The organism is Exiguobacterium artemiae 255-15 (assembly GCF_000019905.1).
Lineage (GTDB): Bacteria > Bacillota > Bacilli > Exiguobacteriales > Exiguobacteriaceae > Exiguobacterium_A > Exiguobacterium_A artemiae.
In genome coordinates this window covers 2,974,612-2,997,948 of sequence record NC_010556.1, presented here as the reverse complement: position 1 = coordinate 2,997,948, position 23,337 = coordinate 2,974,612, and the positions used below count along the sequence as shown (strand labels likewise).

Annotated in this window: 22 protein-coding genes and 2 riboswitches; of the genes, 10 read left to right on the top strand and 12 right to left on the bottom strand. The window is 49.0% G+C overall.

What is annotated here, in order from left to right; all coding sequences use genetic code 11:
- Positions 1-7 precede the first annotated feature (7 nt).
- A complete protein-coding gene (locus EXIG_RS15315) occupies positions 8-532 on the top strand; it encodes an SF0329 family protein (protein WP_012371871.1) in 525 nt (174 codons plus the stop codon).
- Between the two features lie 58 nt (positions 533-590).
- Here EXIG_RS15315 and EXIG_RS15310 read toward each other — a convergent pair whose 3' ends face one another.
- Complete coding sequence (locus tag EXIG_RS15310) at positions 591-1,586, bottom strand: tRNA dihydrouridine synthase (RefSeq protein WP_012371870.1); 996 nt, start codon at positions 1,584-1,586, stop codon at positions 591-593.
- A 224-nt stretch (positions 1,587-1,810) separates the two neighbouring features.
- Between EXIG_RS15310 and EXIG_RS15305 the strand changes: the two genes are divergently transcribed.
- From EXIG_RS15305 to EXIG_RS15295, 3 genes are read left to right on the top strand one after another with little or no spacing between them, the layout of a single operon-like run.
- Complete coding sequence (locus EXIG_RS15305) at positions 1,811-2,296, top strand: LURP-one-related/scramblase family protein (RefSeq protein WP_012371869.1); 486 nt, start codon at positions 1,811-1,813, stop codon at positions 2,294-2,296.
- A gap of 17 nt (positions 2,297-2,313) precedes the next feature.
- Entirely contained in the window at positions 2,314-2,823 is a 510-nt protein-coding gene (locus EXIG_RS15300) for an LURP-one-related/scramblase family protein (protein WP_012371868.1), read from the top strand.
- Positions 2,824-3,342 (top strand): NUDIX hydrolase, encoded by a 519-nt coding sequence (locus EXIG_RS15295; RefSeq protein WP_012371867.1) that lies wholly within the window; start codon positions 2,824-2,826, stop codon positions 3,340-3,342.
- A 102-nt stretch (positions 3,343-3,444) separates the two neighbouring features.
- Here the strand turns inward: EXIG_RS15295 and EXIG_RS15290 are convergent, their stop codons facing one another.
- Together EXIG_RS15290 and EXIG_RS15285 are read right to left on the bottom strand one after the other, a co-directional pair.
- Positions 3,445-3,807, bottom strand: coding sequence for a hypothetical protein (locus EXIG_RS15290; RefSeq protein ID WP_012371866.1), 363 nt, complete (start codon positions 3,805-3,807; stop codon positions 3,445-3,447).
- A gap of 239 nt (positions 3,808-4,046) precedes the next feature.
- Positions 4,047-4,601, bottom strand: coding sequence for a histidine phosphatase family protein (locus EXIG_RS15285; RefSeq protein WP_012371865.1), 555 nt, complete (start codon positions 4,599-4,601; stop codon positions 4,047-4,049).
- 218 nt (positions 4,602-4,819) lie between these two features.
- A riboswitch (glycine riboswitch) is annotated at positions 4,820-4,895 on the top strand.
- A 162-nt stretch (positions 4,896-5,057) separates the two neighbouring features.
- On the opposite strand from EXIG_RS15285, the gene EXIG_RS15280 reads away from it, so the two are divergent.
- Positions 5,058-6,425, top strand: a complete 1,368-nt coding sequence (locus EXIG_RS15280; RefSeq protein WP_012371864.1) for an amino acid permease — start codon at positions 5,058-5,060, stop codon at positions 6,423-6,425.
- Between the two features lie 321 nt (positions 6,426-6,746).
- Here the strand turns inward: EXIG_RS15280 and EXIG_RS16125 are convergent, their stop codons facing one another.
- Both EXIG_RS16125 and EXIG_RS16120 read right to left on the bottom strand, forming a co-directional pair.
- Positions 6,747-7,268 (bottom strand): cryptochrome/photolyase family protein, encoded by a 522-nt coding sequence (locus tag EXIG_RS16125; RefSeq protein WP_234944552.1) that lies wholly within the window; start codon positions 7,266-7,268, stop codon positions 6,747-6,749.
- A 26-nt stretch (positions 7,269-7,294) separates the two neighbouring features.
- Positions 7,295-8,017: a cryptochrome/photolyase family protein gene (locus tag EXIG_RS16120; RefSeq protein ID WP_234944551.1), complete on the bottom strand. Its 723-nt coding sequence runs from the start codon at positions 8,015-8,017 to the stop codon at positions 7,295-7,297.
- A 237-nt stretch (positions 8,018-8,254) separates the two neighbouring features.
- Between EXIG_RS16120 and EXIG_RS15270 the strand changes: the two genes are divergently transcribed.
- Positions 8,255-9,748: a malate:quinone oxidoreductase gene (locus EXIG_RS15270; protein ID WP_012371863.1), complete on the top strand. Its 1,494-nt coding sequence runs from the start codon at positions 8,255-8,257 to the stop codon at positions 9,746-9,748.
- Between the two features lie 62 nt (positions 9,749-9,810).
- Here the strand turns inward: EXIG_RS15270 and EXIG_RS15265 are convergent, their stop codons facing one another.
- From EXIG_RS15265 to EXIG_RS15235, 7 genes are all read right to left on the bottom strand, one after another.
- Entirely contained in the window at positions 9,811-10,353 is a 543-nt protein-coding gene (locus EXIG_RS15265) for an ECF transporter S component (protein ID WP_012371862.1), read from the bottom strand.
- Positions 10,354-10,630: 277 nt separating this feature from the next.
- Positions 10,631-12,160, bottom strand: coding sequence for an alkyl hydroperoxide reductase subunit F (ahpF, locus tag EXIG_RS15260; protein WP_012371861.1), 1,530 nt, complete (start codon positions 12,158-12,160; stop codon positions 10,631-10,633).
- Positions 12,161-12,174: 14 nt separating this feature from the next.
- Positions 12,175-12,738: an alkyl hydroperoxide reductase subunit C gene (gene ahpC / locus EXIG_RS15255; protein WP_012371860.1), complete on the bottom strand. Its 564-nt coding sequence runs from the start codon at positions 12,736-12,738 to the stop codon at positions 12,175-12,177.
- Between the two features lie 220 nt (positions 12,739-12,958).
- Entirely contained in the window at positions 12,959-14,359 is a 1,401-nt protein-coding gene (gnd, locus tag EXIG_RS15250) for a decarboxylating NADP(+)-dependent phosphogluconate dehydrogenase (protein WP_012371859.1), read from the bottom strand.
- A 19-nt stretch (positions 14,360-14,378) separates the two neighbouring features.
- Positions 14,379-15,725: a GntP family permease gene (locus EXIG_RS15245; protein ID WP_012371858.1), complete on the bottom strand. Its 1,347-nt coding sequence runs from the start codon at positions 15,723-15,725 to the stop codon at positions 14,379-14,381.
- A gap of 23 nt (positions 15,726-15,748) precedes the next feature.
- Positions 15,749-17,290, bottom strand: a complete 1,542-nt coding sequence (gene gntK / locus EXIG_RS15240; protein WP_012371857.1) for a gluconokinase — start codon at positions 17,288-17,290, stop codon at positions 15,749-15,751.
- Positions 17,283-17,999, bottom strand: coding sequence for a GntR family transcriptional regulator (locus EXIG_RS15235; protein ID WP_012371856.1), 717 nt, complete (start codon positions 17,997-17,999; stop codon positions 17,283-17,285). Before EXIG_RS15235 ends, gntK begins: the two co-directional genes overlap by 8 nt.
- Positions 18,000-18,181: 182 nt before the next feature.
- Here EXIG_RS15235 and EXIG_RS15230 point away from each other — a divergent pair, with 182 nt between their 5' ends.
- The 4 genes from EXIG_RS15230 (at position 18,182) to mmuM (ending at position 23,311) form a co-directional block, all read left to right on the top strand.
- Positions 18,182-19,090 (top strand): ketopantoate reductase family protein, encoded by a 909-nt coding sequence (locus EXIG_RS15230; protein WP_012371855.1) that lies wholly within the window; start codon positions 18,182-18,184, stop codon positions 19,088-19,090.
- 199 nt (positions 19,091-19,289) lie between these two features.
- A complete protein-coding gene (locus EXIG_RS15225) occupies positions 19,290-20,708 on the top strand; it encodes a polysaccharide pyruvyl transferase family protein (protein ID WP_012371854.1) in 1,419 nt (472 codons plus the stop codon).
- 108 nt (positions 20,709-20,816) lie between these two features.
- Positions 20,817-20,918: riboswitch (SAM riboswitch) on the top strand.
- A gap of 85 nt (positions 20,919-21,003) precedes the next feature.
- Positions 21,004-22,404 carry an amino acid permease gene (locus EXIG_RS15220; protein WP_012371853.1) on the top strand — a complete coding sequence of 467 codons (1,401 nt, stop codon included), beginning with the start codon at positions 21,004-21,006 and terminating at the stop codon, positions 22,402-22,404.
- Entirely contained in the window at positions 22,379-23,311 is a 933-nt protein-coding gene (gene mmuM, locus EXIG_RS15215) for a homocysteine S-methyltransferase (protein WP_012371852.1), read from the top strand. The genes EXIG_RS15220 and mmuM overlap by 26 nt, the downstream gene beginning before the upstream one ends.
- The last annotated feature ends 26 nt before the right edge of the window (positions 23,312-23,337 follow it).

Sequence of the window (23,337 nt, the reverse complement as noted above, 5' to 3'; positions counted from 1 at the left end):
GGACCCGATGCAATTCTCAAAAATGAAAAAGCAGATATTATCGTTCGTCGCGCCGTCACTTCGACCGCGTCTCGATTTGTATGCCACAGTTGACCGGCATTTTCATGACGGCGAAGCCCGAGTCTGGATGACACTGGACGGGGAAGAAATTTTCCGGGCGGAGGATTTGCGGTTTACGTTCGAAGCGGACCGTCGTTATGCGTTGGCGAAGAAGCGCTTGCCGGAAAAACCGGAGCGAATTACACTGGAGATTTTTCAATCGGATTGGTTCAACACATCACGTGTATTATATGAGCAGATTGAACGTGAGTTGGAGGAAGAGGGATGGCATGCCAGTTACGACGTACAAAAGGATTTGTTGCTGTATCCGACGCTCGCGATTGAAGAGGCGTTGACGCATCCCCATGCCTTCATCCGCGGTTTTGCGTTGCTCGACCGGCGCGTCGGAAAACGGCGTTTGGAGCGATTGACATGCGATACACCGTTTGAATTCACCTGTTTAAAGATTCGACTTGAAGCGGAATCCAACTAACGACAAAGAAAAGAGCAAGGCGCGATGCCTTGCTCTTTTGCATGTTCAATTCAAATCTTTAAATCGAAAACGAATTAACAGCGTGAATGCCTTCTTGTTCGACGAATTCGTCAAGCAAAGCACGAACATCGTCCGTTGAATTCGTATCCATCAGACGGGCGCGTAATTCGCTCGCCCCGCGGAAACCGCGGACATAAATCTTGAAGAACCGGCGGAGCGGTTTGAAAAGACGCGGTTCGAATTCAGATGAATACTGATCATGTAAGTCGAGTTGCAGACGCAACAGATCCAGTAATTCTTCGCTCGAATGGTCTTTCTTTTCAACTTCGAACGCGAACGGGTTATGGAAAATCCCGCGTCCGATCATGACACCGTCGACACCGTACTGCTCGACGAGTTCAAGACCGTGTTGACGGTCGTTGATGTCGCCGTTGATCGTCAAGAGTGTCTGTGGTGCCACTTCATCGCGGAGCTTCTTGATTTCCGGAATCAGTTCGAAATGGGCCGGGACCGCACTCATTTCTTTACGCGTCCGCAGGTGAATCGACAGGTTGGCGATGTCCTGTTCAAGAATGTGGCGTAACCAGTCATGCCATTCTTCGACTTTGGAATAACCGAGGCGTGTCTTGACGCTGACCGGCAGACCGCCGGCTTTCGCTGCTTGAATCAGTTCAGCGGCGACGTCGGGGCGGTTGATCAGTCCCGATCCCTTTCCGTTGACGGCGACGTTCTGAACCGGGCAACCCATGTTGATGTCGATTCCCTTAAAGCCCATTTCCGCCATCCCGATACTCATTTCACGGAAATATTCCGGTTTGTCGCCCCAAATATGGGCGACCATCGGCTGTTCATCTTCCGTGAACTCAAGGCGTCCGCGGACACTCTGTTTGCCTTTTGGATGACAGTAACTTTCCGTATTCGTAAATTCAGTGAAGAAGACATCCGGACGTGCCGCTTTCGCGACGACGTGACGGAAGACGACGTCCGTGACATCTTCCATTGGAGCAAGTACAAAAAATGGTCGTGGCAGGTCCTGCCAAAAGTTGTTTTTCATCGTATATAAAACCCTTTCCTTAAGGTAATTCGTTTTGCTCAATTAAAATTTCATCAACTATATACTTTAAGCGTATTGGACAAAAAGTGCAAGGAGACAAGCTTTGCAGGCGGGAATGTTGAAGCCGTTTGGCGAAACCACATAAAGGAAAGCAGAAATGAATCTTTTAGTCCGGTTATGTCGTAATAGGTGTAACACAGTCGCCAGGAAAGGATGAGTTCTCCATGCATACACTGTACATGAAACAAAAAGCACTCAGTTTACGAGGCCGTTTTTCGATCAAGAATGAACAGGAGCAGGATCAGTATCTCGTCGAAGGCAGCTTCATGAAAATTCCGAAGTCGTTTTCGATTACGACGACGGACGGGAAAGAAATTGCAACGATCACGAAAAAAACGCTCAGTCTCCGACCGAAGTTTTTTGTTGAGGTTGATGGACAAACGATGACGATTGAAAAGGAATTTTCGTTGTTCAAAGCCCGTTATACGATTGACGCAGCCGGAATCGAGATTGACGGAAACTGGTGGGACATGGATTTCCAGGTCAAGCGGCAAGGGGAAGTCGTTGGACAGGTTGAGAAAAAGTGGTTGTCGTTTGGCGACAGCTATGAAATTCAGGTAATCGATGCCGCGATGGAGACGATTCTGATTGCACTCGTCGTTGCAATTGATTGTGTGAAGGCAGATGATGCGGCAAACGCATCATCTTAACAGAACAGGAGAGAAGCATGAAATCACTTTTGATGAAGCAGACGATGGAGTTGAAACGACGTTTTACAATCCAAGACGAAGCCGGACACGTCACGCATGAAGTGACCGGACAGTTGTTGCAAATGCAGAAAAACTGGCAACTCGTACAGGAAGAAGCCGAGGTCGGCCGCGTAACGAAACAGACATTCAGCATGTTGCCGCATATCCTTGTGGAAGTCGACGGGCGTGTCGTTGCGACCATTCAAAAAACAGGATTTTTGATGTTTGCGGATTATCGGATTGACAGTCGGGACCTGCAAATCGACATCAACTGGGCGACGATGACGTTTAGTGTCACGTATCAGGGAAATAAAATCGGGCAAGGCAAAAGACGGTGGGTCCGTTTCGGAAAACAGTACGAACTGACACTGTTTGATGAGGCGGCGGAGACACTGTTTTTAAGTGTCGTCCTCGGACTCGATCGGGCGAAAGCAGACAAAACTGTCGCGACGCTGTTTGCGGACAATTGGGCAGGGGGGAAGAAGTAAATGGAACGATGGGATATTTATACGGCAGACCGCGAGAAAACAGGACGGACCTGGCCGCGTGGAACAGAATTAAAAGATGGCGATTACCATCTTACTGTCCACATCTGCTTGTTCAACAAACAGGGACAGATGTTGATTCAGCACCGTCAGCCGTTCAAAGAGGGCTGGCCGAACATGTGGGATCTCAGCGTCGGCGGCAGTGCGACAGCAGGCGATACGAGTCAAACAGCGGCGGAACGTGAATTGTTTGAGGAACTCGGATTGTCCCTGTCGTTCGCCGGACGGCGTCCACAGTTGACGGTTCCGTTTGAGGTCGGGTTTGACGACTATTACTTAATCGAAACAGACGTTGATTTGGCGACACTGACGTTACAGGAAGAAGAAGTCCAAGCCGTCAAGTGGGCGACGGAAGACGACATCATTGCCGGCATACGGGAAGGAACGTTCATTTCGTACCATGAACCGTTGATCCGGTTGTTATTCATACTGCGCTATCAATACGGCGCCCACCAAAAATAAACGATCCCCAGGTCGCGTGCGACACTGGGGATCGTTTGCAATCAGGCTGTTTTTTTCGAAGCCGGAACCGATTGTTTCGGTTTGGTTTCCGGTAAAAAGAAACTAAAGATCAGGTACGTCGAACAGCTGAGGAAAACGACGACCATCGAGCCCCCAAGTCCGATGATCATCCGGGCTGCCGTATACGCCCAGTAGTTTAGAAGATAGGTGGCGATGATTGACATCATCAGGCACAACAGGGCCAGCATCGGTGCTTTTTTTTGGTCCGAGCTTCATCAGGATGAGTGCCGCCAAGATGTTCGCGAAGACACGTGCCGTCGTAATCGAATAGTTGACGAGTTGCGAAATCAACGGATTGACGGTCCGGTCATCGAAAAAATGGACCGTGATCTGTGGTGTCAAGGAAGACCCGGCGACCCAATTCATGGTGAACGTCGCATAAGCGAACCAGAGAACGGCCATCATCAAATACCCTTTTCGTGCATGATTAGATTGTGTAGACTAATGTACGCCTTCTTTTCTTAAGATAAATCCCTGTCTGACAGGGATTCGAACTACTTCACTTTGTTATCAATTCGTTAAATGTAGTCGAGTTCGAAGGGGAAGTAAAATAGATAATTCTTATGTTTTCCATAAGTTAAAAGAATAGATCAAAAGTAATTGTATGCGTTTATCGAATACTTGAAAAAATGTCTGTCACTTGTTTACGTTTTGGTTTGATGAAGCGTCATCTGTTCACAGGTCATCCCGTCGGCAGTCTGAACGAGACGGTACACATCAGGGTTCTGCAATTGCTGCCAGTCATCGTAGCCAAAGGTTGAATCGATGGTGTGCAACAATAAAGCCATTGCGTTTCCATGTGTCACAAGCACCGTATGACGGGCCGGATGCAACGATGCTTCTTTCAGAACAGACGTCATCCGCTCCATCACTTCACGACTCGATTCACCGCCGGGAAAGCGGAGATCGAAATCGACGAACGTTTCTTGTAAAGCGGAACACCAATCGCTTAATGGCGAGGTGCTGAGGATTCGTTCTTGGAGCTGATCCTCGATTTCAACCGGACAATCCTGGAGAGCGGCGACAGGTAAAATCGTTTCCTGTGCCCGGCGGAACGGACTGGATAAAATCCGGTCGACTGGGATGGTTTTGAAAAAACCGGTGAGTGCGTCTGCTTGTTTGTAACCTTGTTTCGTCAACGGAGCATCATGTGCTTGTCCGGTTGCTTCGCAATGGCGGATGACATAATATGTCTTCACGATCAGTTCCTCCTCCTGCTGTAGTCTTTGTAGGAGACTTCTGGAAAACGTACGCAAAGTCCTGTTTCACGTTATGAAAGAAGAAATGAAAAAATAAAATAAAACGGTTGACAAACAATCATAAGATTACTAGTATTAGAAACAATTCAGGTGATTATGTCACCTCAGTAACCGAATAAAAAGAGAAAGCTATGATTGTCATGGGTCACACTATGGCAGGAGCAGCTTCTGGAGAGACCGTGTAAACGGCGCCGAAGGGTTCACAATCTCAGGCAAAAGGACAGAAGAGTACTAAATCTTTATTTTTTGTGTTGGCTTTGCCGACCGGAAAATGATTATTTGTTATTCTGATGATTTTTTTGAGATTGGACACCCGTCCAGTCTCTTTTTTTGTTGGACTGACAGAACAGTCTGACCGGGGGAAAACAGAGAGATCATCAAAGGAGGAGTTCAGGTTTGGAACAGCAAGGATTAAAGCGGGATTTATCGAATCGTCATGTCCAATTGATTGCGATTGGTGGAACGATTGGAACAGGGTTGTTTTTAGGGTCTGGGAAAGCGATTCAGTTGGCGGGACCGTCAATCGTATTTGCTTATCTGCTTGTCGGGATTGCGATTTTCTTCGTCATGCGGGCACTCGGAGAGTTACTGTTGTCAAAAGCCGGTTATCAGTCCCTGACGGATATCGCGGAAGATTATCTCGGACCGCGCGCCGCGTTCGTAACCGGCTGGACGTATTGGTTCTGCTGGATCATGACAGCGATGGCCGACGTGATCGCCGTTGGTGTTTACGTCAAATACTGGTTTGATATCCCGCAATGGATTCCGGCCGTTATCGCCCTGTTGATCTTACTCGGCTTTAATCTCCTGACGGTCAAACTGTTTGGAGAACTCGAGTTTTGGTTCGCCTTGATCAAAGTCGTCACGATTTTGGCTTTGATCGGTGTCGGAATCGTCTTGCTCGTGATCGGCTTTAATACGGATGCAGGACCGGTCACGGTCAAGAACTTGTGGCAGCACGGCGGGATGTTCCCGAACGGTGTCACCGGATTCCTGTTGTCGTTCCAAATGGTCGTCTTCGCTTATGTCGGAGTGGAACTGGTCGGTGTCTCGGCCGCCGAAACGGCTGATCCGAAAAAGAACATTCCGTCCGCAATCAATAAAATTCCGCTACGGATTTTGTTCTTCTACGTCGGTGCCTTGCTTGTCCTCTTGATGATCAATCCGTGGACCGGACTGAACGCAACGGAAAGCCCGTTCGTCAAAACGTTTAGTCTGATCGGGATTCCGGTCGCGGCCGGAATCATCAACTTCGTCGTTCTGACATCAGCCGCATCTGCTTGTAACAGCGGAATGTTCTCAACGAGCCGGATTCTCTATAATCTCGGGAATCAAAAACAGGCACCTCAATCATTTTCAAAGCTCAATAAAAATCATGTGCCGGCGAATGCGTTGTTCGTCTCGACGCTGGTCGTCTCGGGTGGGGCTCTGTTGAGTAAATTACTTCCGGGACAAGCGTTCAGCATCGTCACAACGATCAGTGCAATCTGTTTCATTTGGGTCTGGGGTGTCATTCTCGTCTGTCACTTGAAATACAAGAAAACACAGCCGGAATTGCATGCCGCCTCAACATTCAAAGCGCCGTTGACACCGTTCGTCAACTACCTCGTGCTCGGTCTGTTTACACTGATTTTAATCGTCATGCTCGTCGCGGACGAAACACGTCCGGCCTTGCTCCTGACACCGGTCTGGTTCATCGGATTGTTTATCCTGTATCAGCTGCGGACGAAAAAACATCAAAAAGCAGAGCGTCACAGTGCGTAATGCATCAAGGAAATAAACAAAGACCCGATTCCCCGCCAAGTAAGGCAGGGAACCGGGTCTTATTTGTTGAGACGATACTCAGCTGTGAAATTTGCCATCCGCCAGCTGTTTCTTCAAGGAGGTCGCTTTTTTGCGAATCGCCTGCTGATCGCTTTTATCCCGTTTTGCCCACTGCCGGTACATCATCGACATCCGTTGGTTACCGGCGAAACGTTCCTCGTGCCGGGCGAGAAGTCCCAGTATAAGGCGTTGAAGGGACAGGCATTGTCGCCAAGCGCATCCTTCTGGTTAAAGGGACAGTTCCCGCAGTAATCGCTCATCTTATGGATATAGTTCGCCGAGGCTCGTCGACAGGAGACCACCGTCGGCATGCAAGGCCATGCCAAGGACATTCGGCAGGACGACCCAATCATAGGCATCGATATACATTTCGTTGAACCAGTCTGCTGTCTGTTGCGGGGAAATCTCAAACAGATTAGCAAAGTTCCCGAGCACCATCAGCCGCTGGATGTGATGATTGTGCGCCGTTTCGATGACAGGTCGCAGCGACTCCGCGACACACGTCATCTTTGTTTCGCCATCCCAGAAGAAGTCCGGCAAGTCACGGTTGTGTTTGAGGACATTGACCTGTTCGTACCCCGGCATTTCACTTAAATAAACCGCCCGCATGTATTCGCGCCAACCGAGAATTTGCCGGATGAATCCTTCAACAGCGTTGAGCGGTGCGTTCTGTTCTTCCAGTGCGGCGGCCGCGGCTTTAATGACTTCGTCCGGTGACAGTAAGCCGATATTGATCGACGAGGAGAGCAAGGAGTGCGATAACGTATCCTCTCCGGTCAGCATCGCATCCTGATAAGTGCCGAATGTCTCTAGCTGTTCTTCAATGAACCGGGCGAGCGCGCGCTGGGCTTCTGTTCGGGTGACCGGCCAGTGGAACGTCTCAAGCTGACTGGATGATCGGCAAACGTCGTCTCGACTTTGTGGATGACATCACGCGTGATCTGATCCGGTCGGAATCGGATCGGTGCTTTAAAATCCACATCGTCCTTCGCCGGCTTTCGATTCTCTGCATCAAACGACCATTTTCCTCCAATCGGTTTGTTTCCGTTCATCAACAAGCGGCGATGTTTTCGGAGCTGCCGGTAAAAGCGGTCCATCTTCCACGGTTTATCCCCTAGCAGTGCGATGGCTTCGTCCTGCGTCAATAAAAAGAGCGGAACGTCGGAACAGACGTCGACGGTGATCGTTTTCGCGAGAGTATCCTGAAATTTTTGCAGGGCACGGCGCATCGGTTCGTCTGTGATAGCTGTATACAGGAGATGCGTCGGTTGGTACGTCTTTTGGTGCTGCTTCCACGCTTCGTCAAACGAGTCCGCTTCCCGGTAATCGACCGTAAATCCTTTGTCCCGAAGTTCGTCTGCGAAATGACGCATCGCTGAAAAAATCAGCACCAGTTTTTGTTTATGATACGCTTTCCAGGTCGAGCGGGACGTTGCTTCGACCATCAGGATGATGTCCTCTTTCGGATCGGCTTCCGTCAGAAGCGGTAAGCTGTGACTGAGTTGATTGCCGAAAATCCAGCGTGTCGCCATGAATCGTTCCCCCTTTTTCTTCTATAAGAGTATATATCCGCTTTCCCTGAAAGTATGTCTCAGGATGTGCGTATTCAATTCAGGGAAAGCAGATTTATTTTTAGTGGGAAACACCCGATATTTTAATTTATGAACGACCTGTGATAGGGTTATACTGGAAAGGTAAGTTGTCGTCATACGAGCGCTTTCAACTGGTATGACAGGTCCATAATATCAAACGGGGATAGGAAGGATATCATGAGCAGTATGCCTAAACAAACAGATGTTATTTTAATTGGTGCCGGAGTCATGAGCGCAACACTAGGGGTCTTATTAAAAGAGCTTGCGCCAGACATGAAGATTAAAGTATTCGAGAAGTTAGCGAGTGCTGGGGAAGAAAGTTCAAATGAATGGAATAACGCGGGGACAGGTCACGCAGCACTTTGCGAACTGAACTATACGACGGAAAATGCCGACGGAACGATCGACATCAGCAAGGCAGTCAAGGTCAACGAACAGTTCCAGCTGTCGCGCCAATTCTGGTCGCACCTCGTCAAAGAACAAGTCTTGCCGAATCCGAAAGAATTCATCATGCCGATTCCACATATGAGTATGGTCGAAGGCGCGGAAAACGTCACGTTCCTGAAAAAACGATTGGAAGCGCTATCAGCTAATCCGTTGTTTAAAGGGATGGAATTTTCGGAAGATCCGGAGCAACTGAAAGAATGGATTCCATTGATTATGGAAGGCCGGACATCACCGGAGCCGATCGCAGCAACTAAAATCGATTCGGGAACGGACGTCAATTTCGGAGCACTGACACGGATTCTGTTTGATCACTTGAAACAACTCGATGTCGAAATCAACTACGGTCACGGTGTCGAAGACTTGAAACGGGTCGACGGCGGCTGGGAAATCAAAGTCAAAAACGAACGCGACAACCGGATTGAACATCATACCGCGAAGTTCGTCTTTATCGGCGGTGGTGGCGGCAGTCTGCCATTACTTCAAAAAACAGGTATTCCGGAGTCGAAACAGATTGGCGGATTCCCGGTCAGCGGCTTATTCCTCGTCTGTAAAAACCCGGAAATCGCCGAGCGTCACCATGCGAAAGTCTACGGGAAAGCCAAAGTCGGCGCACCGCCGATGTCTGTCCCGCACTTGGATACACGTTACATCGACGGTCAAAAGTCATTGTTATTCGGACCGTTCGCCGGCTTCTCGCCGAAGTTCCTCAAAACCGGATCGAATCTTGATTTGATCACATCGGTTAAACCGAACAATGTCTTGACGATGCTTGCGGCAGGAGCAAAAGAGATGGGACTGACGAAGTACTTGATCGAGCAGGTCTTACTGTCGACGGAACAACGGATGAACGAACTGCGTGAGTTCATCCCGAATGCGAAGACGGAAGACTGGGATGTCGTCGTTGCCGGACAACGGGTTCAGGTCATCAAAGATACACCGCAAGGCAAGGGGGCACTTCAGTTCGGAACGGAAGTCGTCAGTGCGGCAGACGGTTCGGTTGCAGCGTTGCTCGGTGCGTCACCAGGCGCTTCAACAGCTGTACCGGTCATGCTGGAAGTGCTGGCCAAGTGTTTCCCGGATCAACTGCCTAGCTGGGAAGCGAAAATCAAAGAAATGATTCCGTCGTACGGCACGTCACTCGTCGCGAATCCGGAACTCTTTGATCAAATCCACGCCGAAACAACAAAAACACTCGAATTGACGGAAGCACAGCCGATTCGTTAAACACATTATATAAAATAACAAAACCCCGTTCTCTTGAAGAGAGCGGGGTTGTTTGTGTGAAGTCAGCCTCGTTGACGGAAGAAACGTGTTTTCTTTAGGGCAATCCCGACTGGAATCGCGACAAGAATTCCGACGACGTTTTGTGTGATGTTACCTGGAATCGATAATGCTGGAGCTACCCAGTTACTGTACAAAATCCCTTCGCAGATATAATAGACAGCGAGCATGGCGGGAACCGATGCAATCATAGCAAGCAGATTGACACCGGGCTTTGTTCCGTTACGTCCATATGTCCAAGCAATCCAACCGACGATGAATCCTTGTAAACCGCGACCGACAAAGGAGAAAGGCGCCCAAAGTGCCCAACCAGACATGATATCGAAAAGTCCCATCCCAACTGCACCGGCAATCATTGCTGTCCGGGGTCCGAAGAGAATTGCGATCAGGAACAGCATCGCTGTACCCATATGGACGAGTCCACCGTTTGCCGCGATCGGCAATTTAATATTAATGAAAAATGTAGCAACAAAAACAAGTGCAATCGACATTGAAGTGATGACGAGTTGCCGGGTACGAGTGCTTGAATACGGTGCTGCTTTTTGCATGTGTCAGACCTTCTTTATGATAGATTTTGAATACTCTCAATCTATCAGATAGCTGGACTAGCTGAAAGTGTCAATTTTGAACAATTTATAGGGGTCAGTTCGAATCTGAATCTTTACTAATTAAAGCATCGACTTAAAAGAGGATTTCCCGTGACTTCTACGGGAAAAACCCGGGTCTCGCCTGCCCGAGAAAAGCACGGGAAGAATCATCTTTTATAACGCACGTCTCATCTTCAACTCAAAAAAAACGCCTTGCCGAAGCAAGACGTTTCCATGATCAGTTCCGAATCATATAATCGAAGGCACCGAGTGCTGCAGTAGCACCTGATCCCATCGAGATGATGATCTGTTTGTAAGCACTGTCCGTACAGTCGCCGGCTGCAAAGACACCCGGGATGTTCGTTGCGCCATGACGGTCAACAAGGATTTCACCGAACTTGTTGCGTTCGATAGTTTCGCCGAGCCAGTCTGTGTTTGGCACAAGACCAATCTGGACGAAAACACCTTCGAGCTCGACATGGTGCTCAGCACCTGTTTCGCGTTCGACATACGTGATGCCGTTCACTTTATCCGTACCCGTGATTTCTTTCGTTTGGGCGTTGGCAACGACCGTGACGTTCGGAAGACTCGCGAGACGGTCTTGTAAGACCGCGTCCGCTTTCAGTTCCGGTGCAAATTCAAGCACCGTCACATGTTTGACAAGACCGGCAAGATCGATGGCCGCTTCGACACCGGAATTCCCGCCGCCGATGACAGCGACACGTTTTCCTTCGAAGAGTGGACCGTCACAGTGAGGACAGTACGCAACCCCTTTATTCTTGAATTCAAGTTCGCCCGGCACACCGATGTTGCGCCAGCGTGCTCCTGTTGAGAGAATCAAACTCTTTGTTTTCAAGACCGCACCGTTTTCAAGCTCCAGCTCAACGAGGTCTTTTTTCTCAAGACGTGTCGCCCGTTGAAGGTTCATGACATCGATCCCGTACTCTTTGACGTGTTCTTCAAGACTCGCCACGAGTTTCGGACCTTCCGTATACTTCATGCTGATGAAGTTCTCGATGCTCATCGTATCCATGACCTGACCGCCAAAGCGTTCTGCGACGATTCCTGTCCGGATGCCTTTACGTGCGGCATAAATCGCAGCACTGGCACCGGCAGGACCGCCACCGACGACAAGAACGTCGTACGGGTCTTTATCCGCGAAGTCTGAAGCATCGACACCTGTGCCGAGTTTCGCAAGAATCTCTTCGAGCGACATCCGACCGTTTCCGAATGCTTCGCCGTTGACGAAGACAGTCGGGACAGCCATGATTTCTTTTGCTTCGACTTCCTGTTTAAAGGCACCGCCGTCAATCATCGTGTGGCTGATGTTCGGGTTCAGGACACTCATGACGTTTAGGGCTTGAACGACATCCGGACAGTTGTGGCAGCTGAGACTGATGTACGATTCGAAATGATACGTTTCTTTGATACCTTTGATCTGTTCGATCAGTGCGGCGTCGATTTTCGGCGCGCGACCGCTGACTTGGAGTAACGCCAAGACGAGGGACGTGAACTCGTGACCGAGTGGAATCCCGGCAAATGTAATGCCGCTCTCTTCCCCGACACGGTTGACGCTGAAGCTTGGTGTCCGCGGCAAGGCAGCCTGTTCGATGCTGATGCGTGTTGACATGCTCGCGATTTCTTCGACGAGCTCGCTCATCTCAAGAGAAACGGAGTCTGTCCCGGCGCTGACCGCGAGGACAAGATCTCCTTCCAATAAATCGAGGTATTGAGCGAGTTGTGCTTTAATATCTGCTGCTAAAGCCATCTCAAATCCGCTCCTTAAATTTTTCCGACGAGGTCAAGGCTCGGTGTAAGTGTTGCAGAACCTTCTTCCCATTTCGCTGGGCAAACTTCGCCTGGGTTGTTGCGTACGTATTGTGCTGCTTTGATTTTGTTGACGAGTGTGCTTGCGTCACGGCCGATTCCGCCAGCGTTGATTTCAACTGTTTGGATGACACCGTCTGGATCGATGATGAACGTCCCGCGGTCTGCAAGTCCGTCTTGCTCGTTTAAGACTTCGAAGTTACGTGAGATGACGTGTGACGGGTCACCAATCATGACGTACTCGATTTTACCGATTGTTTCTGAAGTTTCGTGCCATGCTTTATGTGTAAAGTGCGTATCTGTTGAAACCGAGTAAACTTCAACGTCAAGCGCTTTGAGTGTTGCGTATTGGTTTTGAAGATCTTCGAGCTCAGTCGGGCAAACGAATGTAAAGTCTGCTGGGTAGAAACAAACGACACTCCATTTTCCACGAAGGTTGGCATCTGTAAGATCGACGAACTCTCCGTTGTGGAATGCTGATGCACTGAATGGTTTTACTTCACTTCCGATTAAAGACATGATAAAAATCCTCCTGTTGGGTTCTATTTAAGAATCTGTTCTAGTAGAAAGAAAAAACTGTATCTATCACACTAGAATAATTCTAATCTAATACTAATTTCATATAACCGCTCTGTTTTGTCAAGGTATAACCTGCAATTTCCTATTCTGATAAACAAAGTGTGAACAAAAAAAGAACTCCTATTTCCCTAAATGAAACAGGAAATAGGAGCTGTATAAGTTATTGCCATTCCGTATGGAACGTTCCTTCGCGATCGGTCCGGGCATACGTATGGGCGCCGAAATAATCACGTTGGGCTTGCAGGATGTTAGCGTTGGAATTAGCCGTCCGGTAGCTGTCGTAATACGTCAGCGATGTGCTGAGACACGGAGCAGCGAGTCCGGATAATGAACTTTCAGCGACCACCTGACGCAGTGCTGTTTGATAATCTTGCACCTTGTCCGCGAAGTACGGTGCAAGCATTAAGTTCGCAAGCGACTCGTCTTTCGCAAACGCCTCACTGATGACATTGAGGAAATCAGCACGGATGATGCAGCCGCCGCGGAAAATCAAGGCGATTTCTTCAAGACGTAAGTTCCAGTCGTATAGTTCGGATGACGTCCGGTACTGTGTGAACCCTTGCGCGTATGCGGCGATTTTCCCCATGTAAAGGGCTTGGCGGATCCGTTCGATCCAAACGTCTTTGTCGAGCGTCTCGCGGGCTTCCGGTCCACCGAGGACGGTAGCTGCTGCGACACGTTCTTCTTTGACGGCTGAGAGATAGCGGGCGAAAAGGGCTTCTGTAATGATGGACGAAGCAATCCCGTTATCAATCGATTGCATGCTTGTCCATTTTCCTGTCCCTTTTTGACCGGCTTGGTCCAAGATGACATCGATCAACGGAAGACCGGTTTCATCATCCTTTTTGCGGAGAATATCGGCTGTAATCTCGATCAGATAACTTTTCAGCTCGCCTTCATTCCAAGACGCGAAGACATCCGCGATTTCTTCCACGTCAAGGCCGAGACGGACCCGGAGAAAACTGTACGCTTCCGCGATCAGCTGCATGTCGGCGTATTCGATCCCGTTATGGACCATCTTGACGAAATGGCCGGCACCTTTTGGTCCGATGTAGACGCAACATGGATCACCGTTCACTTGTGCCGCAATCTTCGTCAAAATCGGCGCGACTTGTTCGTAGGCTTCTTTTGTACCGCCCGGCATGATGGCAGGGCCGGTCCGTGCACCGACTTCACCGCCGGAGACACCGACACCGATGTATTCGATTCCGTGTTGTTGCAACTGATCGAAACGGCGTTCCGTATCATGGAAATGCGAGTTTCCACCGTCCATGATGATGTCGCCTGTTTCGAGGTGTGGAATCAGTGACTCGATGACTGAATCAATTGCACTTCCCGCCGTGACCATGACGAAAATTTTTCGAGGACGGGCTAGGGATTGAACAAAATCAGCCACCTCGTAATAAGGATGAACCGGCAATCCTTCGTTATGTGCCATTAAGTCATCCGTTAAATCACGTGTGTAGTTATAGACAGCGACGTCTTCCTGACGGCTTGCCATGTTCAAGGCGATGTTGCGCCCCATGACACCGAGCCCGATGACTCCGATTGAATGTAGCATATAAGATCGACTCCTTTTTTTAGACGACGAGACTGAGCAGAAGGACGAATCCAAGTCCGAAGACGGAAATGATTGTCTCAAGCAAGGTCCACGTCGCAAAAGTTTCTTTCATGGTTAATCCGAAATACTCTTTAAACATCCAGAATCCGGCGTCGTTGACGTGTGAAGCGATCAAACTGCCGGCTCCTGTTGCGAGAACGACGAGCGCCAGATTGACATCCGATTGACCGAGCAACGGAATGACGAGACCGGCTGTCGTCAGTGAAGCGACGGTTGCCGAACCAAGTGAAATCCGTAAGATGGCTGCGATGATCCACGCCAGTAAAATCGGTGATAATGTCGTATCTTCAAACATCTGAGCGACGAATTTACCGACACCACCGTCAATCAGGACCTGCTTAAAGGCACCGCCGCCGCCGATGATCAGTAGCATCATTCCGATTTGTGTGATGGCCGTCGTACAAGAATCCATGACGGTTTTAATGGGAATCTGACGCGCCAGTCCCATCGTGTAGATAGCGAAAAGCAAGGAAATCAGCATCGCCGTCGATGCGTTTCCGATGAATTGAACGGCAGATAAAACACTGTTACTTTCCCAACCAAGCGTTTTTTGCAATAACGTTAAAATCGTCGCGATCGACATCAGGAGGACAGGCAGCATCGCTGTGAAGACACTGATACCGAATCCTGGTGTCTCGTCGAGATTAAATTCTTTTTGTTCCCCGAGTGAAGCGATGTTGCCGGTTTTCTTGAATGAATCCGGAACGATTCGTTTCGCGATTTTCGTAAAGATCGGACCGGCGATGATGACGGTCGGTACGGCTACAATAAAGCCGTATAAGAGAACTTGACCAAGGTCAGCTCCGTATTCTCCGGCAATAACGGTCGGGCCCGGGTGAGGCGGAAGAAAGCCGTGTGTGACGGAAAGGGCAGCAACCATCGGAATCCCGAGATACAAGATCGAGACGCGTAACTGACGTGAGATGGCGAAGACGATTGGAATCAACAACACCAAGCCGACTTCAAAGAATAACGCAATCCCGATGATGAATGAGGCGACAACGACAGCCCATTGGATGTTCTTTTCCCCAAACTTCGCGACAAGCGTCATCGCGATCCGTTGCGCACCGCCTGCATCGGCAATCAATTTCCCGAGCATGGCACCAAGTCCGAAGATTAAGGCGAGGTGACCAAGCGTGCCGCCGAGACCGGCTTCAATCGTCGTGACGATTTGATCAAGCGGCATTCCAAGCAGTAAAGCGACGACGAACGAGACGATGATTAAAGAAACGAACGTGTTTAATTTTAACCCCATAATTAAAACGAGTAACAGAATAATCCCGATAGCAACAATGACTAATGGCATGTGACTTCCCCCAAAAACTTAAATTAAATTTCTTTTTGAATCAGACCCCGTTGATACGTAGCGATGCGTCGATAATCCGTTTCCAGGACACGTGCCAAACTGATGAAGATCGGCAGTAACTGACGGTATTCGTGCATTGCTTCCTCATTTGGCACATGGCGATGTGTATCGCCGATCATGTCTGCTGCCACCTCGAACGAATCGACTTCCCCTGTCGCATACAATCCGAGAATACAGGCTCCAAGACATGAACTTTCAAAACTTTCCGGAATGACGACTTCCGACTCGAAGATATCTGCCATCATTTGACGCCACACTTCAGAACGGGCAAACCCCCCGGTTGCCTGAATCCGTGTGACCGGACCATCCATACATTCGATTAACGCCAGGAAGACAGTGTACAAGTTATAAATGACACCTTCCAGGGCGGCCCGAATCATATGTTCTTTTTTATGCGACAGCGTCAATCCGAAGAACGAACCACTGACATCCGGATTCCAAAGCGGAGCCCGTTCGCCTGACAAATACGGGTGGAACAGTAAACCGTCTGATCCCGGACGGACGCGTTCGGCGATTTTCGTCAGGACGGCATATGGATCAATACCAAGACGTTTCGCGGTCTCGACTTCCGCCGAGGCCAGTTCGTCACGAATCCAGCGTAAGACCATGCCGCCGTTATTGACCGGTCCACCGATGACCCAATGGTTCTCGGTTAAGGCGTAACAGAAGATCCGGCCTTTTTCATCCGTTTGCGGACGGTCGATGATCGTCCGGATTGCGCCGCTCGTTCCGATCGTAATGGCGATTTCGCCTTTCCGGATCGCGTTAACCCCGAGATTCGACAGGACGCCGTCGCTTGCCCCGATCAGGAACGGTGTAGAAGGATCTAGGCCAATTTGTTTGGCGTATTCCGGTGCTAAATCGGTAAAGGACGTTGTCGTCGAAACCGGTCGCGACAATTTGGTTGCATCGATGCCTGCGACCTGTAACGCTTCCGCATCCCAGTCGAGATCATGGATGTTGAATAAACCGGTCGCTGAAGCGAGAGAATGGTCGATGACATATTGTCCGAACAGACGGTGGAAAACAAATTCCTTGATCCCGATATATTTTTTCGTCCGTGCCGCAATGTCCGGATGCTCTTCGACGAGCCAACAAATCTTGCTGAGCGGCGACATCGGGTGAACCGGAGTTCCGGTGCGGTGATAAATCGAGTAACCGTACTGTTCCTTGATCCGGTTCGACCAGACTTCGCTCCGGCTGTCGGCCCACGTGATGCAGGCGGTCAACGGTTGATCGTGTTCATCTATCGCAATCAAGCTGTGCATCGCACTGCTGAAGGCGACGAACTTCGGTTGCTCGGTCGGATGTTGTTTCGTCATCAACCGGATGCTTTCGAGCACGGCATGGAAGATCTCTTCCGGATCCTGCTCCGCCGTCGAGCGATTCGGCGTGTGGAGCGGATAGCCGACGTTCGTTTGTCCGACGACTTCTCCTTTTGTCGTAAAGAGTACGGCTTTGGTGCTCGTCGTCCCAATATCAATCCCTAACATGTGTTCAGTCATGTGGTTCGACTCCCTTCGTCATCAGTTGTTGCGATTTCCATAAATCTTCGACTTCCTGCACATCATCAAAATTCTGATGCAGCGAGGCAATCATTCGTTTGCGGTCGCCGGTCTCAATCGCTTCGATGTAGAGGGCATGGTTCTCGAGAATCCGCTCGAAATCTTCGATGTCCTCATCGAGACGCTGACGCATCGACAATAAGATGAAGCTTTCCATGACGGGCTTGAGATTCTGCCACATCATGCTGACATATCCGTGATCAATCGACCGGATGATCGTTTCGTGAAACAGGACGTCTTGATACGAAAATTCATCCGCATCCTTATACTTGATGGCAATCTTCATCATCTCGAGAACTTTGCTCAGTTCACGGACCAGATCTTGACGATCCATCTTGACGATCCGTTCAAAAACGAACGTTTCGATTAACAGTCGGACGTCATAAATTTCCTGAATGTCTTTTTTGGACAGCCCGACGACGACGGCACCCATCCGTTCCAACCGGATAATCCGTTCTGACGCCAATACTTTCAGGGCATCCCGGACAGGAGACCGGCTGACGGAAAAATCAGCAGCCAGTTTGTTTTCGGATAGGACGGTACCGCTCTCGATCTTGCCGGAAATGATCCGCATCCGCAGTTCATGGGCGACACGATCACCGGCGGATGCTTTTGATAACCATTTAATCGGGTATAAAAGATCAGACATAAAAAACACCCTCTTTGTCGAATAAGTATACTTGTATACAAGTAGTATAAACGAGGAAAACTAAAATGCAAGCGCTTTAATTAAATTGTCATCTTTATCAAAATTACGGCTTTTCGATGCGATAGGCTAGAGAACGAAAGCGTAGAACAGATCGGAAGACATCAGTCAGATGGAGGGATAAAATGAAAATTTTAGTAGTCGGTGCCGGTGCCGTCGGTGGTTATTTCGGGGCACGATTGGCGGAAAAAGGGGAAGACGTCACATTTTTAGTCCGTGAACGCCGGTTTGAGGAATTGCGTGCGGGACTTCAGGTCAAGAGTCTGCATGGAGATATTACCTGTTCTCCGCGTCTGATCCGGACCGGAGAAAAAGGAACGTTTGATGTCATTCTTTTATCGACCAAGGCCTATCATCTGGAGCAGGTGTTAGAGGACATCGAACCGTTCGTCGCAACCGATACATATATTTTGCCGTTGCTAAACGGAATGGCCCATTTAAAGCAACTGGAGCAACACTTCGGAGCGGAACGTGTGCTGGGCGGACTCTGTTTCATCGAATCAACGCTTGATGGAAAAGGACACATCGTACAGACGAGTCCGTCCCACCATCTGTTATTTGGTCCATTGCCGGGAACGCGGACAGACCGCTTGGAAGAATTGAAACAGCATTTGACCGGAACAGCGGCTCCGATCAACTATTCAGATACGATTACCCGCGATATGTGGAATAAGTATCTGTTCATCACGACGTTTTCCGGTGTGACGTCGCTTTTCCGTTCAGCAATCGGTCCGATTCGTTCGCAGGAAGAAGGAATGATGATGATCCGCCGCCTGGCAACGGAAGCCAAAGAAGCGATGGAACGCCAAGGTGCTGTGTTCAGTGATGGGATTGAACAGATTCAACAGCAACAGATCGCACAAATGGATGAAACGATGAAGTCGTCCTTACAACGTGACATGGAGAAAGGTAATGAAGTCGAGTCAGCTCATTTGTTCGGCACACTTCTTTCGAAAGATGAAGCGACGCAAGTGATGTTGCCGGCGATTTATGCAAATCTCAAAATTTATCGTATGTCGAGAAAAGATGTTTAACTAGTTGTTATATAGGGAACATTTTTTAGTTTGTATTGAGCCTATATTTTTCATAATCCACAATAATGTGTAATTTTCAGCTATTCGTTGACTTGCTGAATTGCATTCAACTATCCTTGAAAAGACAAGATGGTTAAAAAAGCAAAATATATTTTATATTTTTTAAATGAAAACAGAAGTGAGAGGGGAATTATTTTACATGAAACGTATTATTATCCGTGCGGGTATGACACCGTTTGAACAGTTCGACGCAGAATATTTGATGAAGCATAACTCAATCGGAGGGAACGTCGGAAACCTGATTTATCAATACAGTATTTTCCGCACCTTGATGACAGAGGGCACGACGATCACACCGGATTACTACTACTATGAAGAAGAGCGTGCAGATGAAATCAATGCGAACTTCGATTTATATGTCATTCCACTCGCTGATGCATTCCGTAAAGAATTCGTCCCGACACTTCGTAAATATACAAAATTGATTAAAAAACTAAAGATTCCGGTCGTCGTCATCGGTGTCGGTTTACGCGCACCGTTTGAAGCGAATTTAAACGACGGTTTTTCATTTGATGAAGACGTTAAAGCGTTTGTCAGCGCAGTTCTTGAGCGCTCAAGCATGCTTGGACTTCGCGGCGAAATCACATCAAAATATTTGACGCGTCTTGGTTTCCGCGAAGGAATCGATCACAAAGTCATCGGTTGCCCATCGATGTATGCGTTTGGTCGTGATTTGAAAATTCGTGAAACGAATATCACAAAAGATTCAATGATCGGTGTCAACTCGTCACGTCTTGCACCGCAAAACGTCCTTAACTTCATCACACGCGGAATGGAAGAGTACCCGAACCACTACTTCATCCCGCAATGGATGAAAGAGTTGCGTTTGACGTACACAGGAACACATCCGATTGCTGACTTATCCGTCACGAACTATCCGGTCAAGATGTCGGATCCGACTTACATGAACGACCGTGTCCGCTTCTTCTTGAACGCGCAGACATGGATCAACTTCTTGAAAGAAGCTGACTTCAGCTTCGGAGCACGTCTTCACGGTAACATCACGGCAACACTTGCCGGAACGCCAAGTATCCTGATTCCGAAAGATGCACGGATGCGCGAATTAACGGATTATCACCAATTGACACACATTTGGGCAAATGACATCACAGACAGCACACGCTTGTCGGATGTGATTGAGTCGGCTGACTTCCAAAGTCCGACACGTGTTCAAGCACGTAACTTTGATAACTTCGTGGAATTCCTGAATACAAATGATCTAGAACACATCTACAAAGAAACGAACTATCCGGAGAACGTTCCGTTTGATCGTGAAATGGCCAAAGCAGAGTTGCTTCCGGTCGTTAAACCGATCACAGGAATCAGTATCGAAGAAGCCGTTTCACGTTTTGAATCATATTTCCCAGCCGAAGAACAAAAAATCGTGGCAGCTCAAAAACGCGATAAAGCGAAAATGGCTGAAAAAGATAAGAAAATCAAATCACTTCAAGGCAAGTTGAACAGTCAAACAAAAGAAATGAAGCATCAACAAGGCACATTGAACCGGAAAGCGGTTCGGATGGCATTGAAGACAGCTGATTTGTTTGCGAAGAAATAAGCGACAGACGTCTTATACCGTTTTGGTGTAAGGCGTTTTTTTTACATGATAAATTCTGAATTGTGTTGACAATTCAGAACAGGGTTGGTACTGTTATGAAAAATTACATTCTTATCCAGAGAGGTGGAGGGACTGGCCCTTTGAAGCCTCAGCAACAGGTCGAAAGACACTGTGCTAATTCCTGCGGGTGTTGTACCCGATCGATAAGCTTCCTTTGATTGTCGACCGACGCACCCATGCATGTGGGTGCGTTTTTTTTTTAGTTTAACGAGAAAAAGAGGAGTGTGGAGGAGTAATGAAAGAAGGAACGTTTCGGCGGAAAATGGAATCCCGGCATATCGTCATGTTGTCACTCGGCGGTGTCATCGGGACCGGATTATTTTTAAGTACAGGCTATACGCTCGAGCAGGCCGGTCGGGTCGGCACGATTTTATCTTACCTGGTCGGAGCGCTGGCGATTTATCTGGTAATGCTTTGTCTAGGGGAGCTGGCGGTACATATGCCGGAGACGGGTGCCTTTCACAGCTACGCGACGAAATATATTGGATCCGGAACAGGCTATACCGTCGCCTGGCTTTACTGGCTGACTTGGACGGTCGCGCTCGGTTCGGAATTTACGGCAGCCGGTTTATTGATGCAACGCTGGTTTACGGATGTTCCGGTCTGGCTGTTCAGTGCTTTATTCGTCGTCATGATTTTAGGCATCAATGTCTTGACGGTCCGCTTGTTCGCGGAAGTTGAATTTTGGTTTTCTGCCGTCAAGGTGCTGACGATTTTAGTGTTCATCGTCTTAGGAACAGCAGCAATCGTCGGATTCTTGCCCCTCGCGGACGGCTCACAAGCACCGCTTCTCGCTCCGTTGACGGAGGGGGGCCTGTTTCCGAACGGAGCGTTCGCGATCTTGATGACGATGCTTGCCGTTAACTTTGCCTATTCCGGAACAGAGTTAATCGGGATTGCAGCAGGTGAGGCGGTCGATCCGAAACGGACGGTTCCTCTCGCCATTCGAACAACAGTCTTCCGGCTCGTCTTATTTTTTGTCGGGACGATCATTGTTCTTGCGATTCTGTTACCAAATGATTCAAAAGGAGTGCTTGAAAGTCCATTCGTTGCTGTGTTTGAACGGATCGGTCTTCCGTTTGCAGCAGACATCATGAACTTCGTCATTCTGACCGCGATTTTGTCAGCAGCGAACTCGGGTCTGTACGCCGCATCACGGATGTTGTGGTCTTTATCCGATCAACGGATGATTACGCCGTACTTTTCTAAATTAAATGCGAGCGGAGTGCCGACACGTGCCGTTCTCTTCAGTATGCTCGGTGGTCTGCTTGCCCTGTTCTCCAGCGTCTATGCACCGGGTTCCGTCTACATTGCGCTTGTCTCGATCTCGGGACTGGCAGTCGTCGTTGTCTGGATGAGTATCAGCGCCTCACAGTTCATGTTCCGCAAGCGCTATCTGCAAGAGGGGCATGATCTAAACGATTTGGTTTACCGGACGCCCTGGTATCTGTTTGTACCGATTCTGTCGTTTTTAATGTGTTTGGCTTCATTGATCGGAATCGCCTTTGATCCGACGCAACGGGTCGCCCTCTATTTCGGGGTTCCGTTTATCGCGGTCTGTTACATCGTTCATCATCTGACAAAAACATCATGGAAACGGAGTGTGGAAGATGTCAAAGAACAACAATCCAGTTGAACAACTGTTAAAAGAAAAACCCTATATTTTATTGGACGGAGCACTGGCGACGGAACTTGAACGCCATGGGAGAAATCTCGATGATCCGCTTTGGTCGGCCCGGGTACTGCTTGAAGAACCGGAACAGATTCACCGCGTCCATGCGAATTATTTTAAAATCGGGGCGGATTGCGCCATCACGTCCAGCTACCAAGCGAGTGTCGCCGGCTTCAGCAGCCGGGGGATTAAAGAAGAGGAAGCGATCGAGCTGATGAAACAAACGGTCTATCTGGCACAGCAGGCACGTGCGGAAACCGGACCGGCAGCGGATCACGCTTTGATTGCGGGATCGATTGGTCCTTACGGTGCCTATCTCTCGGACGGATCCGAATACATCGGTCATTACGGAGTCGACGATGCGCAACTTGAAGCTTTCCACCGTCCTCGTCTGGAAGCGTTAATCGCGGCAGGGGCGGACGTGTTGGCATTTGAGACGATTCCCTCCTTGCAGGAAGCGAAAATGCTGTTCCGGCTGCTCGAGGAGTTTCCGGAACAATCGGCCTGGCTTGCCTTTTCCCTGCGTGACGCAACACACATCAGTGAAGGAACACCGTTGAGTGAATGTATCGAAGCGTTAGGAGATCATCCGCAACTGGCGGCGATCGGCGCGAACTGTTTTCCGGCATCGATTGCGACAGAGTTCATCACGACATTAAAACAACTGACCGATGTCCCGATTATCGTCTATCCGAATTCCGGTGAGCAGTATGATCCGGTCAGCAAGACCTGGTCCGGTGAAACAGTGCGTACAGCGTTTGAAGACATTGCTCCGGAATGGTATGCCGCAGGTGCCCGGTTAATCGGCGGATGTTGTCGGACGACACCGGAGCAGATCGGAGAAATTAGGAAGATAGTACATGCACAATAATGAATAGAGAAGGAAAACTTGCTGAC

Coding starts and splice junctions, on each gene's coding strand:
- EXIG_RS15310 (WP_012371870.1), bottom strand. CDS start 1,586: ATGAAAAACAACTTTTGGCAGGACCTGCCACGACCATTTTTTGTACTT.
- EXIG_RS15230 (WP_012371855.1), top strand. CDS start 18,182: ATGAAAATTTTAGTAGTCGGTGCCGGTGCCGTCGGTGGTTATTTCGGG.
- gntK (WP_012371857.1), bottom strand. CDS start 17,290: ATGACTGAACACATGTTAGGGATTGATATTGGGACGACGAGCACCAAA.
- EXIG_RS15315 (WP_012371871.1), top strand. CDS start 8: ATGCAATTCTCAAAAATGAAAAAGCAGATATTATCGTTCGTCGCGCCG.
- EXIG_RS15235 (WP_012371856.1), bottom strand. CDS start 17,999: ATGTCTGATCTTTTATACCCGATTAAATGGTTATCAAAAGCATCCGCC.
- ahpF (WP_012371861.1), bottom strand. CDS start 12,160: ATGGCTTTAGCAGCAGATATTAAAGCACAACTCGCTCAATACCTCGAT.
- ahpC (WP_012371860.1), bottom strand. CDS start 12,738: ATGTCTTTAATCGGAAGTGAAGTAAAACCATTCAGTGCATCAGCATTC.
- EXIG_RS15290 (WP_012371866.1), bottom strand. CDS start 3,807: ATGATGGCCGTTCTCTGGTTCGCTTATGCGACGTTCACCATGAATTGG.
- EXIG_RS16125 (WP_234944552.1), bottom strand. CDS start 7,268: ATGCTGACCGGAGAGGATACGTTATCGCACTCCTTGCTCTCCTCGTCG.
- EXIG_RS15245 (WP_012371858.1), bottom strand. CDS start 15,725: ATGCCATTAGTCATTGTTGCTATCGGGATTATTCTGTTACTCGTTTTA.
- EXIG_RS15265 (WP_012371862.1), bottom strand. CDS start 10,353: ATGCAAAAAGCAGCACCGTATTCAAGCACTCGTACCCGGCAACTCGTC.
- EXIG_RS15300 (WP_012371868.1), top strand. CDS start 2,314: ATGAAATCACTTTTGATGAAGCAGACGATGGAGTTGAAACGACGTTTT.
- EXIG_RS15305 (WP_012371869.1), top strand. CDS start 1,811: ATGCATACACTGTACATGAAACAAAAAGCACTCAGTTTACGAGGCCGT.
- EXIG_RS15220 (WP_012371853.1), top strand. CDS start 21,004: ATGAAAGAAGGAACGTTTCGGCGGAAAATGGAATCCCGGCATATCGTC.
- EXIG_RS15225 (WP_012371854.1), top strand. CDS start 19,290: ATGAAACGTATTATTATCCGTGCGGGTATGACACCGTTTGAACAGTTC.
- EXIG_RS16120 (WP_234944551.1), bottom strand. CDS start 8,017: ATGGCGACACGCTGGATTTTCGGCAATCAACTCAGTCACAGCTTACCG.
- gnd (WP_012371859.1), bottom strand. CDS start 14,359: ATGCTACATTCAATCGGAGTCATCGGGCTCGGTGTCATGGGGCGCAAC.
- EXIG_RS15270 (WP_012371863.1), top strand. CDS start 8,255: ATGAGCAGTATGCCTAAACAAACAGATGTTATTTTAATTGGTGCCGGA.
- EXIG_RS15295 (WP_012371867.1), top strand. CDS start 2,824: ATGGAACGATGGGATATTTATACGGCAGACCGCGAGAAAACAGGACGG.
- mmuM (WP_012371852.1), top strand. CDS start 22,379: ATGTCAAAGAACAACAATCCAGTTGAACAACTGTTAAAAGAAAAACCC.